Here is a 16,318-nt window from a genome sequence, read left to right as displayed (position 1 = left end):
GAAGCTGCCCAACAAGCTTACGACCTAACAGAAAAAGAATGGAACGATGATTTACAAAAGCAAGCTAAAGAATATCAGTGGGACACCTCTCGACAAGAGAACGTGAGTATTGCGGTACTGACTGTTGAAGAAGGTAACGAGTATTTAGACTTGCTCATCAAAGACTCGCATGGACAGCTTTCGAATGGCAAGGACTACACTGGCGTAGGTATGGGGCTTAAAGGCGCTTATGAGGTCGCTAAAGAGCTTGGCGGTTGGGGGGCAACCGCTAAAGCTGTCAATATCAATGGTGTAATGAATATTGTGGTTGAGAACTACAAGCCTAAATATTTAGACCTAGGTATCCGTTGGCAAGAAGCAACACCACAATTGCTTAAAATTGGTCACGCCCTAAATACCGTTCAAGGCAATGTCAGTTTCTTGAAAGGCAACATCTATGTGGAGCTTGTGTTTAGTGGTGCGGTTAATGCAGTTAACTACATTTTACATGATGAAAAAACGCTAGGTGAAGTGGTCGGCCAATTTACAGCGGATATATCTAAAGGTGTGGTTGCAGGCGTAATAGCTCAAGGTGCTACTTTAGTATTAAGAGCTGGATTAACCCTAGCGTTTGCTACCCCGCCTACAGCATTGTTACTAGGTTTCTTTGCCATAAGTGCATTTTACATTGGTAAGAAAGTATCTGAAGTAGATGACAAATATAGATATACTGAACCAATGAAAAAAGAGGTAGAGAGATTAATTGATGAAAATTAACCGCTTAAAGGCATTTGCTTTCTGTTTGATTTTTTCATCACTTTTTCTGCTATCGGCTCACGATGTTATGGGGGTGTTTGATGCACATAAACTGCTTCATGATAAAATAGTCGTAAGTGGGGCGATTAATGATGCTTCTACATTTGCTTTTTCTTGGGCAATGTTTGTTATGTCTGTATTCATGGTCATCTGCCTGATTACAGGGGAAAAGCTCCTCTGGATACCCAAGATATTTATAATCATTCTTGGGAGTATAACTGTATTAGCCTTTCTAACTGGCTGGAAGGTAAATGGAGCATTGAAGGTAAAACTTCATGAGAAAAGCTATATCGAATGCACCTCTGAACAAGAACTCACATTAAAATCCTCAAGTCGGACGTATGTTTTAGACCCTAGCTTGTGTGATTAAATTATTTTTCATGCTCTTGGCACAAGCTACTCTGTTAGCGTATGTACGCGTCATGCGCTAACTCTCCCAAAGCTATTATTCAATACTTGAAGTTATCCATTAATTGCTAATATTCTATTTGTCGTAACGCATTTTTGTCCAGAACCTTCATAAGCTGAATTTTCGCCCGTGGCATTTTCTAGTTCAAAAGTCCTCCTTTCCGACTCAGAACCGAACTCTATATGAGTTGTCGGGAGATTTTCATTTACCCTCCCGACATCAAACGGATACATAGCTGATCTTCCTAGCGACTTACAACGTAAGAGGTTAGCTAAAAGGGAGAAAACAATATGTCCACCGTCTATGTCAGCATCGGAAGCAACATTAACCGCGAACATCACATCACAGAATCTCTCAAAGCATTGAATAGTCACTTTGCACCTCTGAACATTTCTAATTTCTACGATTGTGAGCCTGTTGGTTTTGAAGGGGACAACTTCCTAAACCTAGTCGCAGGGTTTGAATGTGACCTTTCTATCGCTGAACTGGCTAAGGTTCTGCATCAAATCGAATTAGAAAATGACCGCAAGCGAGAAACTAAAGAATATGCCTCGCGCACGATGGATATCGATATCCTTCTTTACGGTAACGAAGTCGGCATTATTGATGGAGTAGAGCTGCCTCGAGGTGAAATCACCGAGTACGCTTTTGTGCTTCGACCGTTAGTTGATGTTGCCGCGCAAGAACTTCATCCCACTCTAGATATCTCTTTTCAGCATCTCTGGAACAACTTCGATCAGCTGAGTCAGAAAACCGAACTTATACCGTTCGAGGTCAGCTTCACTTAGTCCCTGTAACTGCTTTAAACAGAACGCTTGAGCTTTATTGATCTTTTCCTCTAATAGGCACGTAACTCACTCTACCTTCTAAGGATCGGAAACTGTTATGAATCACAATGCGATTATCACCATCACAAATCTCAGATTAAGAACCTTCATCGGCTTCAACGAAGAAGAAAAAACCAAGCAGCAAGACATCGTCATAAATGCGGAGATCCATTATCCCGCGAACAACCTTTGCCTCTCTGATGATGTGGAGAACGCACTTAACTACAAAAATATCTGCAAAAAAATTATTGAACATGTTGAATCTGGACGGTTTCTGCTTTTAGAAAAGTTAACCAGCGACGTACTCGGTATTTGTATCGACCATTCATGGGTCCGATACGCTCAGGTGAGAATTGACAAGCCTCATGCTCTACGTTTCGCCGATTCCGTCTCGCTCACCCTGAGCTATGAAGCAGAACTTGAAGATTAACTCATAAGGAGCGACTCAATGCTAACCACAGAAGCTGAAAAAGTAAGAGAAGCTTTGCTCGAAAAGGGGCTTGAAACCCCGATGACATCGAGCGAAATGAACCCCGACCAGAAGTACAACCGCATCAAAGGGCTTTTGACGGAAGTTGTCAGTACGCTCGGGCTGGATTTAACCGATGACAGTCTCGCTGAAACACCTCATCGCATTGCAAAGATGTACGTTCACGAGATATTTTCAGGGCTCGACTACAATAACTTCCCCAAAATCAGTGTTATCGACAACAAAATGTCAGTTGATGAAATGGTGAAGGTATCGGATATAGATTTAACTTCGACGTGCGAACATCACTTCATCACCATCGATGGTTTAGCACAAGTGGCTTATATCCCAGAATCCAAGATTCTTGGGCTATCTAAAATAAACCGTATTGTTCGATTCTTTGCTCAGCGTCCGCAGGTTCAAGAACGCCTTACACAGCAAATCCTGGTCGCGATACAGACTCTAGTCGAAACAGAAAATGTGGCTGTGACGATTAAAGCAACTCACTACTGCGTTAAATCGAGAGGCGTTATGGACGCTAACTCTGAAACCACCACAACCGCGCTTGGTGGCAGTTTCAAAACTAACCCTCAAACTAGAGCTGAGTTTTTACGATGAGTGAAACGATTCTAATAACTGGAGTGGGGAAGCGTTTAGGATTCGCTCTGGCGCAGCAACTTATATCTGACGGATACAAAGTCGTTGGCACTTACCGAAGCGACTATCCCCAGCTGAAAATACTGCGCGACAGTGGAGCCGACTTACAACAGGTAGACTTTTATCAACAAAGCAGCCTAGAGGGCTTTCTTCATTACGTTGGTCAAGAATATAAGACACTTCGTGCCATCATACATAACGCTTCCGACTGGAAGCCTGAGAACAAGACAAACCCCAGTGAAAATGCATCACAAATCATGCACCAGATGATGACGATTCACGCCACCGTGCCTTATCTGGTTAATTTAATGCTCAAAGACCAACTAATGTCTGGCGATAAAACGTCGGACATCATCCACATCAGTGATTACGTTGCGGAAAAAGGCAGTAAAAAACACATCGCTTACGCGGCCAGTAAAGCCGCACTCAACAACTTGACGCTGTCGTTCTCAGCGATGTTGGCTCCCAAGGTGAAAGTCAATACTGTCTCTCCTGCCATGATAAAATTCAATGAACATGATGACGAGGCGTACAAAACCAAAGCTCTGAAAAAAGCACTGATTCCCGCAGAGGCAGGCTTTGAAGAAGTGATAGATGGCATTAAGTTTGTTTTGGCTAGTCACTATATGACAGGAAGGACTTTGCACCTTGATGGCGGCAGGCACTTGAAGTGAAGTTCATGCGTTGTGATCTTGAGGCAGGATAGTCAACTAATCTATTCGTCTTTCATATCGTCTAACTACATTTTTTTAAGTTGTCCCTCGACACTTTTTGGGTTTTAGACATTAGAACGTGTTTGCATGGGCGACTCACCAAACAACTGCTTGTAGCTTTGGCAAAAATATCCCAGATGAAAAAAACCAAAGTCAAAGGCGATTTCATTGATGCACCGTTGTTCGCTCGGATTTTGCAGAATGCGCCGTACCTGGTTGAGACGTACATTTTGTATAAATTGTTTTGGTGATATGTCACAACAGGACTCAAAGGTGTATTGCAGCGTACGGCGACTGACATAAACCGCATCGCACAGTTCAGACACGGTGACGGGTTTACGGTACTGCGAGTTATCTAGGTACTGCCTAATTCGACGCATTGTGTTCTCACGCTGTGAGGCATTGGTTTTTTGCATATTTTGATTAGACGATTGAGCGAACAATTCGACCAACATATCTTGAACAATGGATTGATGAGTTTGAAAAGACCAGCGAGATTGACTCGGGGAGAGTAGTAAGCTCAAGTAAGCTTTTATTTGTTGGGTGTAGTGTTGAGAGCAACCAAGAAAGTGGCTCTTGCTGTTTAATGATTCAATCTCTAGCTGTTGCTGAATCATTTCAACCAGTGAAGGGCTTATGACTAACCCATAAATAGAAAAGGTTTCTGGCGTAAGTAGCTCAAAATCCGCCCCAGCCTCACGGATCAAAATACTATCAGGATTACCTTGTGCGTAATTGATGTGTAAAGGTCTATCGTTAGCACTGATCCCTAACCAAATCCCTTCATTAATACGACATTGCTGCTTGAGTTTTCGGTTGCTGTCTTCTCGAAATAGGTGCACGTGAGAAAATTTTCGTTCACGGATCTGACCTAGAAAACTTCCTTGACTCAGTTGGTCATATTCTTGCTGCCAGTTAAAGAGGCTGGCTGCCTGCTGATTTGCATCAAATGTGTTGAATGTGCACAAATTAGGTGCATAACGCATCAATTCTTCATCCTTTCTCATCATTCCATGACCTACCCATGTGACCCATATTAGTACAGTGTGTCTTTAAGTTTATGTTTATTAATGCTTTTTTATGTTTGCCGATTCTTGATATTCATTCGGTTCAAAAATCGCTTAATTACTCATATATACAAAAGGTTATTGAGCAAGAACTGAACCAGTTTATGAAGAGGGAATTTATGACAGCAGCTTATCGCCGACAACAAGGGCACCTGGTTTTTAACTTTGAGTCGTTAGCAGATCTGATGGCAAAGGCTACGCCAGAGCGTTCAGGGGATGTTTTGGCTGGTGTATCTGCGACTTCTGCTGCAGAGCGTGTTGTAGCTCAGATGACACTGGCAGACTTGCCCCTAAAGACGTTTTTAAATGAAGCGGTGATCCCTTATGAAAGTGATGAAGTTACTCGTTTAATCATTGATAGCCATGATAGAGAGGCGTTTAAAGCGATTGATCACCTTACAGTGGGAGACTTTCGGAACTGGCTGCTAAGTGATGAAGCCGATAGTCTCACGCTTGCAAAGCTGCGTCCTGGTTTAACTCCAGAAATGGTGGCTGCAGTGAGTAAGATCATGCGTAATCAGGATTTGATCCAAGTCGCCAAAAAATGTCGGGTAGTGACTGCGTTTCGTAACACCATTGGCTTGCCTAGTCGTTTATCCACCCGTTTACAGCCCAATCATCCAACCGATTCTCTCAATGGCATTGCCGCCAGTATTTTTGATGGTTTGATGTATGGCAATGGTGATGCTGTGATCGGCATTAATCCCGCAACAGATAATGTACCACAGGCAATTAAGTTGATGAATCTGATGGAAGAGGTCATTCAACACTACCAGATCCCGACCCAATCTTGCGTATTAACCCATGTTACAAACACGATTGAAGCGATTGAGATGGGCGCTCCGGTGGATCTCGTCTTTCAATCTATTGGTGGCACTCAAGGTACGAACGACACCTTTGGTATTAACCTTTCGATCCTTAAAGAAGCAAACGAAGCGGCGCTTTCGCTGAACCGAGGCACAGTTGGAAGTAACGTCATGTACTTTGAGACAGGGCAAGGAACATCTCTCTCTGCCAATGCTTTTCATGGTGTGGACCAACAAACTTGTGAGACACGGGCTTATGCCGTAGCGCGTCATTTTAATCCATTGTTGGTTAATACCGTGGTCGGCTTTATCGGCCCTGAATATCTCTTTGATGGAAAACAGATTATTCGAGCAGGGCTTGAGGACCATTTTTGTGGCAAATTGCTTGGCCTGCCGATGGGGTGTGATATCTGCTATACCAACCATGCCTATGCCGATCAAAATGATATGGATAACTTACTGACATTGCTCGGTGTCGCTGAGTGCTCGTTCATTATGGGGATTCCGGGTTCCGATGACATCATGCTCAATTATCAAACAACCTCGTTTCATGATGCACTTTATGCACGCAAGGTGTTGGGTTTAAAACCTGCGCCGGAGTTTGAGGAGTGGCTAACTCAGATGCAGATTTTTGATGATGTAAAAGATGTGCGCCTAAATGAACGACTCTCCGGCTCATTTGCTGGCGCTCTAGCACAACTTAATGGAGGCCCCGCACATGGGTAAGGTGGTCTCTATGGCAAAACATTCTGCTTCTAAGTTGGTAACTCAAAACCCTTGGCACGAGCTTAAAGGTTTTACATCGGCACGTATTGCACTGGGTCGAAGTGGAAATAGCGTTCCAACTAAAGAGTTGCTTTCATTTCAACTCGACCATGCACAGGCGATGGATGCCGTTCATTGTGCTTTAGATGTGGATTCATTGGTTGAGCTCATCGCTCAATCAAACTCGGTCATTCAACACACTTCTCAGGCACCAATTAAGGCGCACAGCAAAGCGACAGACAGATTCATGTATTTGCAAAGGCCGGATCTTGGTCGTGAGCTTGATGACGTCTGTTGGAATCAGTTGCAAGCCGTTCTTCATTCAGAGTCTCCCCCGTTTGATCTCGCGATAGTAGTGGCTGATGGCTTGTCTTCAATTGCCATTCAAAATCATGCAAATCCAGTCATTGAGCATCTGCTTTCTTTATTAGGGGAAGACGAAGTGCCGTGGCATGTTGCTCCTATTACTGTTGTGAGGCAGGGCCGAGTGGCAATAGGAGATGATGTTTGCGAGTGCTTACAAGCCAAGATGGTGGTGGTTTTGATTGGTGAACGCCCGGGACTGACCTCTCCAGAGAGCATGGGTATGTACCTGACTTGGCAGGCAAGAAGAGGAGCAAAAGACTCTGATAGGAACTGCATTTCTAATATTCGCCCACAGGGGTTGGCTTATGAAGATGCGTGTAAGCGAGCGGTATACCTATTGAAGGAAGCTCGTCGGCTAGAGCTTTCTGGGGTCAACCTTAAAGACCGCTCGAGTATCGAGGAAGAAGGTGGTGAGCAGTTAGAAGACAAGCACACAGGCAATTTTTTAATTGGATAAAAGACAAAAATAGAGGGATTTACAATGTCAGAACATCAGGAATATTTGGCGCAAAGACAACTTAAAAGGGGCACTGCTGGGTGGATTTTGCTAGCAGGGTTAGGCGTTTCATACGTGATCTCTGGTGACTTTGCAGGCTGGAACTTTGGTATCGGTCAAGCTGGTTGGGGAGGCTTTCTTATTGCTGCAATTGCTATGGCGGTGATGTACTTTACCCTTGTCCTTTCTTTGGCGGAGATGTCTGCGGCTATTCCCGCTGCAGGAGGTGGCTATAGTTTTGCTCGACAAGCCATGGGACCAACGGGGGGATTTTTTACCGGCTTATCCGTCTTAATTGAGTATGCCCTTGCACCTGCCGCGATTGTCATTTTTATTGGCTCAGCGGTGAATGAACTAATGGGTATCGATGGTCCTCTTGTTTACGCGATCTTTTATGCCATCTTTATCGGTATTCATATGGCAGGGGTAGGAGAAGCTCTGAAAGTCATGATGGTCATCAGTGGGTTAGCCGTACTAGCAATTCTTATGACAGCAGGCGTATTGGTTAGTGAGTTTGATGCTAATAATCTGTTTGATATCGCTCCGGCAACCGCACAAGCCACAGAACTACTTCCTTTTGGTTGGTATGGTGTATGGGCGGCACTACCGTTTGCAATGTGGCTTTTTCTTGCGGTAGAAGGGGTTCCACTGGCTGCTGAAGAGGCGAAAAACCCGGCCAAGGATGTACCCAAAGGTATTATCGGCGCAATGTTATTCTTACTGGTCACCGCTACCTTAGTCGTTCTGCTGCTTGCGGGCGCTGTGGGTTCTGAAGCGATTGCGAATAGTGCCGTTCCTCTAGTCGATGCCTTGAAGTTGACCGGTAATCCAACCGTTGCAACGGCTGTTAATATACTAGGACTTGCAGGACTTATTGCTTCATTCTTCTCGATTATCTACGGTTATAGCCGCTTAGTGTTTGCATTGTCTCGTGCGGGTTACTTGCCTCAAAGCTTGTCGCTTACAAACAAAAACAAAGTGCCTGCTCGTGCTTTAGTGGTGCCGGGTGTGTTTGGTTTTGCTGTGTCATTGACCGGAGAAGGCGACCTGATCTTGGCGATGGCGGTAGTGGGGGCGACAGTGTCTTATGCATTAATGTCGCTTAGTCATATATTGTTGCGTATCAAGCAACCAGAGCTTCACCGTCCATACAAAACACCGGGTGGCATGCTGACTTCCGGCACTTCACTAGTGCTGTCGCTTATTGCAATGACGGGTGTTTATGCTTTTGACCCATCTGCATTCTTTATGACTATGGGACTCTTTGTGATTGGTGGTGCTTATTATGGCCTATATAGCCGTAATAAATTGGTCGCATCGACCGCTGAGGAAGAGTTTGAGATGCTGTCGGTTGCAGAGAAAGAGCTTGAGGCTACTAATTAGATTCAATTTCTAATGGTATTTAAGGCTCTAGTGCTTTGCTGGAGCCTTTATTACACTACTTGTAGTAACTTGCGTGTAAACCCCAATCGCCATCACCTCTAACGATAAATATTAATTTAGAAATAGTGCTGTTTTAGGATCATTTTCTTGGAACGTTTTTGTCCAGACACTTGTCATGATTTTTTATAACGAGTTAGATTCATAGCGACGAGCCCCGAAGTTCATTGATAGTGAAGTTTTCATCGCGCTAATCATGTCGATTGCCTTTCTCTAAAGATAAGTTGAAATGATGCAAAGGAAGAATTCGGCATAGATTATGAATGGGATTGATTCAGTAGACGGAATATATGATTCACTAGTAATTAGGATGAATTACTGTTCGCATGTGTATATGTAGCCTACTCCAGACTAATTTCCCTCACACCCCAACACTGCCACAAACGCATCCAAATACTTCTCTATAGTTAAATCCGCAGAAACTGGCGGAAGTTCTACGGTAATGCATGGCAGGTTTCTTTCCTGACACCATGTGCCGAATGAGCCTGGGGTTTCGTAATCCACGTCTTCGACGAGCGGCAGGTTGAATTGCTTGCCTAGCCAAATGGCGAGTTCCGATTGAGTGGGATCGTCGACCATGGCGAGCGGCTCGTGGAAAGAAATGACGAATTTAGGTTGGCGTTGTTCGATGAGGTTTATGAGCGATTGCACTTCAGGTTCAAGTTGTTCGGCTTGCCCGGTTTTCACTTTTACATCTCTGACTGGGGTGTGAGAACTCCAGCGATAGACGGTGCCGTTTTCTGTCCAGTTTTGAGTTGGAAAGGCGCGGTTCAGATCGACTTGGTTTGCGTTGGCGCGAGTGCCTAATTGATTGCCATCTGGGTTCATCGACAGGATCACATCGTGTCTCAAGTTGGCGGCTGGCAAGCTTCTCAGCGCACAAGATAATCCTGCAATAGAAGCGGTTTCATCACCGTGTGTGCCTGCTAAGATCAGCCCGCGAGACTCGCTTTCTATTTGCGCGGGGAAATAGAGCAAAGGCGCACCCAACACTGATTTTCCATATGACAGCGGCTTTATTGAAAATGCAGCTCTTTCTGTTCTTGGAATTAAACTCACCTTTATCTCCTGATTGATCAAGTACTATCAAGTATTAACGATTACACAAACTTACTTAAATAAACTAAAGCGTTAAAACTCGTCAACAGTCGCATTGTTAATTTTATTACTTGCTTCAAAGATAGGCTAGGAGAGCAAAAACATATGGATTTTAAGAAACATTCAACGGCTTTACTCATTTCATCTCTATTGACCCCTTTTATCTCAGTAACTGCCGTTGCTGACACATTGCCTGCGGGAACTTCTCTGGCGAAAGAACAACATTTAGTTCGTGCTAACGATGCAGAAGCGGCGACGCTTGACCCTGCGAAAGCAGAAGGCCTGCCAGAAATGCACATTCTACGTGACCTATTTGAAGGTTTAGTGATTCAAGATCGCGATGGCAATATCACCCCAGGTGTTGCACAGTCTTGGGAAACCGAAGACAACCAGACGTTTGTATTCCACCTACGTAAAGACGCGCAGTGGTCGAATGGCGATCCGGTGACGGCCGATGATTTCGTGTATGCGATAAGACGCGCGGTAGACCCTAAAACGGCATCGCCAAATGTGTGGTACCTAAAGCTTACTCAAATCAACAATATCGCTGACGTAGCCGAAGGCAAAAAGCCAGTTGAAGAGTTAGGTATCTCTGCAGTCGATAAACACACGGTGAAATTCGAACTCGATAGTAAAGTGCCTTACTTTGTGGCGATGACAGGCCACACATCCATGATGCCAGTGCACAAAGCAACCCTAGAAAGTAGTGACAAGCCGTGGAGCGATCCTAAGCAATTTGTTGGTAATGGTGCATTCGTACTAGATGAGTGGGTGGTGAACGAGCGCATTGAGCTTAAGAAGAACCCGACGTACTGGGACAGTTCAGATACCCACTTAACCGAAGTAACTTATATTCCGTTTGAGAATCAGAATGCCTCGATTAACCGTTATGCGGTGGGCGAGGTCGATATTACTTCGGACGTGCCTACACACATGGCGCAGCAGCTTAAAAGCAAATATCAAGATGCGTTTACCACAGTGCCTCTGTTGTGTACTTACTACTACGCATTCAATACTACGCGACCACCTTTTGATGATGCGCGAGTACGTAAAGCTGTCTCTTATTCTATGATGCGTGACGTTATCACCAATGGTGTGACTCAGGTGGGCAACTTACCGGCTTATACCTTTGCTCATGAGTACACGGCTGGTTTTGATGCAACACAACCTGAATACAGCACGTGGACTCAGAAAGAACGCGATCAAAAGGCCAAAGAACTATTGCAAGAATCGGGCTACGATGCGTCTAACCCATTGGATTTCAAACTGCTTTACAATACCAGTGAATCGAACAAGTCGATTGCAGTGGCGATTGCATCAATGCTGAAAGGCAACTTAGGCGCACAAGTTGAACTAGAAAACCAAGAGTGGAAGTCTTACTTGGTATCGCGTCGCCAAGGTGATTTTGATGTGATGCGCGCCTCTTGGTGTGGTGACTACAATGAAGCATCAACCTTCTTGAGCCTGTTGCGTTCTGGCTCTTCAGGTAACTTTGCTCGCTACAACAATGAAAAGTACGACGCAGCAATGGATAGCGCACTAGCCGCAACCAGCGAACAAGATCGCCAAGGTTTCTACGACCAGGCAGAACAGTTACTGGCAGAAGACATGCCGATCGCGCCAATTTACTACTACATGCAGGCTCGTCTAGTACGACCAAGTGTTGGTGGTTTTGCCAAGAACAATGTAGAAGGGCGTATCTATTCTAAGGATCTCTACATCAAAGAGTAATTGCGTTTGATTCACGCGGCGACACACCGCTAAGAACATGAAATAAAGAAAAGGGACGTTGATCATAAATATCTGATCAACGTCCCTTCGTCATTAATCTGTAACGGTAAGCGCAAAAAACTGAAACCTGATTGAAGTATTTTTCACTTTTATTTCAATCAGGTGAAGCCATGTTACCCCCTCTACGTGCCCTTGTTGCGTTCGAAGCTGTTGCCCGCCTCGGTTCTATTGGCGCTGCTGCGCGCGAGCTTTGTGTCACGCAAGCGGCGGTTAGCCAACAGCTCAAAAGTTTAGAAACCTTCCTCGCCTGCCATCCTTTTATAAAAAATACTCTTTTATCAGGCTTAATATTCAGCTGGTGGACTGGCCATCAACTAACCCTTGTCAGAATGTCGATATCGAGCTGACCAACGGCAAGGTCGAAAGCGAAGACATTCATTGCGAGCGATTGTTTCAAGAACATAGGCAACTGGTGTGCAGCCCTTTCAGAGAAATTACGTTCAGCAATTCAGAAGATCAAACTTGAGCAACAACCAACTCCAACAATTAAGTCTAGTTTTGGTATTAGCTTGCTATCAGAAAATGAAAAGTGGAAAGACTGTGCGATCGCGCGCTTTATCAAGCAAAGCTAAAAGGACGAAATACAATTGTGATTGAAGAGTCATACCCGGCATCAACAAAAGCGATCGGCAGCTCTTAGTTTGACTAAGAGCCAACATCCACACAAATTGTTTTTGGCATGTTTAGCCCTAAAAGGTTTTCGTCGCGCAAAGTGATGACGAAAATCGGTAAATAAAAGTCAAAAATAAAAACGCGCGCGGTAGATTGCGATCTATGTTAGTGCTACGTTATGAGCAATTTATAACATATAAGTCATGACACATTAGACTGAGAGATAGCAGCTAACGATGAACAAGACAAAAAGATATCCGGCCAGCATAGTATTCAGCTACCTAATACTTTCATCTTTATGGGTTTTATTTTCTGATCTCGCGGTTGAATCATTATCAAATGACTTGCGTGAACATGCCTTAGCACAGACAGTCAAAGGTCTGGTATTTATCATTCTAACGTCTGCTCTGTTATGGGTAATGGTTCGGAAAAATAATCGCGATTTAGAGAGCGCCAACGATCTTGATAGTGTCACCGGACTTCATAGCCCTTCAGTCTTTTATCGATATTTAAATAAAAGACTGAAAAATTCTCAAGCCAGTGACCATTATGTCCTCTTCTTATTAGACATTGATAACTTCAAATCTGTCGCTGACCAGATCGGATTCGAGAATACTAATTCATTTTTAAAAGATATCGCACGATCTATTGAACTTCCTATAGAGCATCAACCGCTTTCATCACGAGTGCACTCAGATGGCTTCGCGTGCTTGGTTAAACTCAACCACACGGAGCATATTGAATCCTACATTGCCCTCGTACATCGTAGATTTAACCAGTGTGCTTATCGTTATGATATCCACGCCACTTGTTGTATTGGCGCTGCTCTATTCCCCTCGGATGGGAATAATGCCAAGCAACTCATGGCATCTGCTACCCACGCCTTAACTGAAGCAAAGAAAAGCAAGGACACGATTGAATTTCATGACCCAAAACTCACTGAGCTTGAACGTCAACGTCAAGAAATGGTGCAAGAATTACGTAAAGCGATTGATGACAAAGCGATTGATATTGTGTTTCAGCCTAAATTCAACATTGAAAGTAGACTCGTCGCAGGTGTGGAGGTGTTGTCTCGTTGGACGCATGAGCGCTATGGTGTCGTTTCACCGGATATCTTTGTCGCGCTAGCAGAAGAGAATTATTTTTGTCGTGATTTGACTACGTTAGTTCTAGAGAAGACTGCGTCACAACTTAGGGCTAATGGCTTGCTAGGGAATGAGCTTAATAGTGTCTCGGTCAATATTTCAGCGGTAGAGCTAAATAGCGTTGATGACATGAACCATCTGGACGAATATCTACGAAAGGATCCCGAGTTTGCTCGCTTACTTTGTCTGGAAATCACTGAAACCGCTATTTTGAAAGATATAGATCAGTGTGCAATCGCTGTTCAGAAGTTAAAAAAACAAGGGGTGTCCTTTTCGATAGATGATTTTGGTGTTGGCTACACGTCTTTTGGTATATTTAGCAAATTGGATGTAGATGAAATCAAAGTCGATCGCAGTTACATCAGTGGGTTAGAAGATGATTATCGTTCTAGAGCTATAACGTCTGGTATCATTGATATAGCGCGAGGGTTTGGCATTAGTGTTGTGGCTGAAGGGGTTGAAAATGCTCAACAACTGTCAATTTTGAAAACGTTAAATTGCGAACAAGCCCAAGGTTATTATCTGGGCTACCCGATGCCATATAAGCAGTTGAAAGAAAGTCTCACCTCTGAAATAGAACCATGTTCAACAACATAACTTAATACTTTTTCATCTAGGCTACAGAGATACAGATGACTTGTATCGAGAAGGATGCTGTTGGCCTAACTATAAGAAATCCCCATTCGCTGACAAAACGAATGGGGATTTTAGTTACTAGGGGGTAGTAATTTTATCTGTTAACTTGTTTCAGGTTTTAGATAGCCACCATAGTCGCGGCTTTCTTCATTGCTTCCTTGGTTGAACACTCAATCACGTTCGCGTTAGCAAAGCGGTGAGCGTCTTTCACTTGAATATCGTGAGCCAAGATAACCAGTTTCGCGTTTGCGACATCTAAGTCAGTGATGCGGTTTTGAATGCCGTTTTGACCTTGTGTTTCTACCTTAATCTTAAGGCCTGCTGCCGCCCCTGCTTTTTCTAGTGCTTTGGCTGCCATGAAGGTGTGTGCAACACCAGAAGGGCAACATGTTACTGCTACGATGTCGTACTCGCCTTCGCCTGCTACAGGTGCTGTTTGAGCTTGAACTGGCGCTGCTTCAGCCATGTCTTCTTCCGTTTCAACCGCAACTGGTTTCCAGAAGCCAACGATAACCGCTGTGGTTAGTGAGCCAAGCGCAATACCGACCACGTACATAGGGATGTTGCTTGATACAGGTGCAGTGATTAGGCCGCCCCATGGTGCATGAAGTAGGATGTCTGTCATGAAACCAAACACACAGCCAACGATACCACCTGCAACGATTGAAGGAAGAACACGCATTGGGTCGTTCGCTGCGAATGGGATAGCACCTTCAGAGATACCGATAGAGCCCATGATTGCTGCTGCTTTACCTGCTTCTTGTTCTTGTTTAGAGAACTTGTTTTTGAATAGGAAAGTTGCCAGTGCCATACCTAGAGGTGGTGTACAAATCGCGATGCCTACGCCGCCCATTAACCATGGTTGTGTGTCTACTTGAGTTTGAGCAAATAGGGTCGCTACTTTGTTGATAGGGCCGCCCATATCAAATGCCGTCATACCACCAAGGATTGTGCCCAGAACCATCTTAGATGCACCCGCCATTGACGCTAGGAACTCGTTCATTGAAGCCATGAACAGTTTGATTGGCTCACCGATGCCCCACAGTACGATACCTGCCGAGATTAGCGTACCAACAAGCGGGTAGATGAAGTAAGCACCTAGTGCAGTCATGTTAGTAGAAAGTGGGATCTTCTTAAGTTGAAGTACCACGCCACCTGCGATGAAGCCAGCAACGATACAGCCAAGGAAGCCGCCTCCCATGTCTGCCATAATGCCAGAAGAGATCATCGCTGGCGCTAGTGCTGGTTTGTCTGCAATGGAGTAACCAATAAAGCCGCCAAGAATGATTGGGAAAAGAACAAGGCCCTTGATACCGATGTTAGAGATGTCTGCCAGCAAGCCGTCTGCTGGAACCGCACCTTTACCCGATGCCATGACCGCTAACGCCAACAGAACACCACCGGCTACGATGAAAGGCAGCATGTGTGATGTACCGAAAAGCAGGTGACCTTTCATGGTACTAAGGAGTTTTTTATAGTCGCTACTACTATTTTTATTATTAGAATTGCTACTGGTATTCGTAGCTTGATTTGCTAGGGTACTCATAATTGTCTACGCCTTATGAATTAATTAAAATATTAAGGATTTGATGTTCATCTTTTGCGTTATGGATATCTTGAATAAATTCATTACTGAATTTTCCAAATAGTTCTTGTAGTACATAAATATGATGGTCAGCACCGTTGTCTGGTGAAGCAATCATAAAAAATACGGTTGGGTTAATACCGTCTTCATCGCCATACTCAATGCCTTCTCGCTTTACACCAACAGCAATTGCTGGCTCAGTTACTGCCTTGCTTTTTGAGTGTGGGTAAGCGATGCCGTCCATTGAGGTGATGCTTTGAGATTCACGAATTTCGATGTCTGCCAAGAAGGCTTCTTTACTGCTGATTCGGTTATTCTCAAATAACATGCCTGCCAATTCTTCAAACAGTTCTTTTTTATTATTTGCTTGAAGGTTGTTATTAATTAAGTTGACGTTAGTTAGCTGTGTGATCATTTATTAACTCATTCACTATTGAAGTTCTTGAATTAAAATTAATGGATTAACTCGATTCGCGAAATAGCAAATAAAAGCCCTTCACTGTACATTTGTATCCAGCAAAATTAAGTGTGATTTGCATCATTCATCCAGTGTGAGATGGGTCATATTTGATGGAACACTTCGGTGTTGAAATAACTTTCTGTAGGAAGAAAAGATCTGTAGAAACCGAAAAACTGTAGAA

The 16,318-nt window shown here is 44.1% G+C and carries 15 protein-coding genes and 2 pseudogenes; 13 read left to right on the top strand and 4 right to left on the bottom strand.

Annotated elements, in window-relative coordinates:
- The 6 genes from AB4585_RS00365 to folM form a co-directional block, all read left to right on the top strand.
- On the top strand, nt 1–756 hold a 756-nt coding region (locus AB4585_RS00365; RefSeq protein ID WP_372169230.1), incomplete at its 5' end, for a hypothetical protein.
- Entirely contained in the window at nt 746–1,165 is a 420-nt protein-coding gene (locus tag AB4585_RS00360) for a hypothetical protein (RefSeq protein WP_229647365.1), read from the top strand. The genes AB4585_RS00365 and AB4585_RS00360, both read left to right, overlap by 11 nt.
- A gap of 329 nt (nt 1,166–1,494) precedes the next feature.
- A complete protein-coding gene (folK, locus tag AB4585_RS00355) occupies nt 1,495–1,992 on the top strand; it encodes a 2-amino-4-hydroxy-6-hydroxymethyldihydropteridine diphosphokinase (protein ID WP_102320872.1) in 498 nt (165 codons plus the stop codon).
- Between the two features lie 97 nt (nt 1,993–2,089).
- Nucleotides 2,090–2,461, top strand: a complete 372-nt coding sequence (gene folX / locus AB4585_RS00350; protein ID WP_017067658.1) for a dihydroneopterin triphosphate 2'-epimerase — start codon at nt 2,090–2,092, stop codon at nt 2,459–2,461.
- 18 nt (nt 2,462–2,479) lie between these two features.
- The gene (gene folE / locus AB4585_RS00345) at nt 2,480–3,118 is read left to right on the top strand and encodes a GTP cyclohydrolase I FolE (RefSeq protein ID WP_102398130.1); all 639 of its coding nucleotides are present in this window, start codon (nt 2,480–2,482) and stop codon (nt 3,116–3,118) included.
- The gene (gene folM, locus AB4585_RS00340) at nt 3,115–3,831 is read left to right on the top strand and encodes a dihydromonapterin reductase (protein ID WP_372056321.1); all 717 of its coding nucleotides are present in this window, start codon (nt 3,115–3,117) and stop codon (nt 3,829–3,831) included. Before folE ends, folM begins: the two co-directional genes overlap by 4 nt.
- Nucleotides 3,832–3,935: 104 nt before the next feature.
- On the opposite strand, the gene AB4585_RS00335 is transcribed toward folM, so the two are convergent.
- Complete coding sequence (locus AB4585_RS00335) at nt 3,936–4,856, bottom strand: helix-turn-helix domain-containing protein (protein WP_017067657.1); 921 nt, start codon at nt 4,854–4,856, stop codon at nt 3,936–3,938.
- Between the two features lie 200 nt (nt 4,857–5,056).
- On the opposite strand from AB4585_RS00335, the gene AB4585_RS00330 reads away from it, so the two are divergent.
- The 3 genes from AB4585_RS00330 to eat are packed head-to-tail and all read left to right on the top strand — an operon-like array spanning nt 5,057 to nt 8,753.
- Nucleotides 5,057–6,469: an ethanolamine ammonia-lyase subunit EutB gene (locus tag AB4585_RS00330; RefSeq protein ID WP_017061645.1), complete on the top strand. Its 1,413-nt coding sequence runs from the start codon at nt 5,057–5,059 to the stop codon at nt 6,467–6,469.
- Nucleotides 6,462–7,331, top strand: coding sequence for an ethanolamine ammonia-lyase subunit EutC (eutC, locus tag AB4585_RS00325; RefSeq protein WP_372169229.1), 870 nt, complete (start codon nt 6,462–6,464; stop codon nt 7,329–7,331). The genes AB4585_RS00330 and eutC overlap by 8 nt, the downstream gene beginning before the upstream one ends.
- Nucleotides 7,332–7,355: 24 nt before the next feature.
- The gene (eat, locus tag AB4585_RS00320; protein WP_017061647.1) at nt 7,356–8,753 is read left to right on the top strand and encodes an ethanolamine permease; all 1,398 of its coding nucleotides are present in this window, start codon (nt 7,356–7,358) and stop codon (nt 8,751–8,753) included.
- Between the two features lie 408 nt (nt 8,754–9,161).
- On the opposite strand, the gene mpaA is transcribed toward eat, so the two are convergent.
- On the bottom strand, nt 9,162–9,869 hold the full coding sequence (mpaA, locus tag AB4585_RS00315; RefSeq protein WP_372158320.1) for a murein tripeptide amidase MpaA: 708 nt from the start codon (nt 9,867–9,869) through the stop codon (nt 9,162–9,164).
- A gap of 144 nt (nt 9,870–10,013) precedes the next feature.
- On the opposite strand from mpaA, the gene AB4585_RS00310 reads away from it, so the two are divergent.
- The 4 genes and pseudogenes from AB4585_RS00310 (at nt 10,014) to AB4585_RS00295 (ending at nt 14,053) form a co-directional block, all read left to right on the top strand.
- On the top strand, nt 10,014–11,639 hold the full coding sequence (locus AB4585_RS00310; protein WP_372169228.1) for an ABC transporter substrate-binding protein: 1,626 nt from the start codon (nt 10,014–10,016) through the stop codon (nt 11,637–11,639).
- Between the two features lie 170 nt (nt 11,640–11,809).
- Nucleotides 11,810–12,123, top strand: a pseudogene (locus AB4585_RS00305) (LysR family transcriptional regulator); the annotation flags it as partial.
- Nucleotides 12,116–12,339, top strand: a pseudogene (locus tag AB4585_RS00300) (GGDEF domain-containing protein); the annotation flags it as partial. The pseudogenes AB4585_RS00305 and AB4585_RS00300, both read left to right, overlap by 8 nt.
- A gap of 208 nt (nt 12,340–12,547) precedes the next feature.
- The gene (locus AB4585_RS00295; protein ID WP_102393945.1) at nt 12,548–14,053 is read left to right on the top strand and encodes a bifunctional diguanylate cyclase/phosphodiesterase; all 1,506 of its coding nucleotides are present in this window, start codon (nt 12,548–12,550) and stop codon (nt 14,051–14,053) included.
- A gap of 157 nt (nt 14,054–14,210) precedes the next feature.
- On the opposite strand, the gene AB4585_RS00290 is transcribed toward AB4585_RS00295, so the two are convergent.
- Entirely contained in the window at nt 14,211–15,638 is a 1,428-nt protein-coding gene (locus AB4585_RS00290) for a fructose-specific PTS transporter subunit EIIC (RefSeq protein ID WP_372158325.1), read from the bottom strand.
- A 13-nt stretch (nt 15,639–15,651) separates the two neighbouring features.
- Complete coding sequence (locus AB4585_RS00285) at nt 15,652–16,092, bottom strand: PTS sugar transporter subunit IIA (RefSeq protein WP_372136275.1); 441 nt, start codon at nt 16,090–16,092, stop codon at nt 15,652–15,654.
- Nucleotides 16,093–16,318 lie beyond the last annotated feature (226 nt).

It is taken from the genome of Vibrio sp. 10N.222.49.C9, from assembly GCF_041474985.1.
Classification (GTDB): Bacteria; Pseudomonadota; Gammaproteobacteria; order Enterobacterales; family Vibrionaceae; genus Vibrio; species Vibrio crassostreae_C.
The sequence above is the reverse complement of the archived record's forward strand: the minus strand, read 5'-3'. Positions and strand labels throughout refer to the sequence as shown.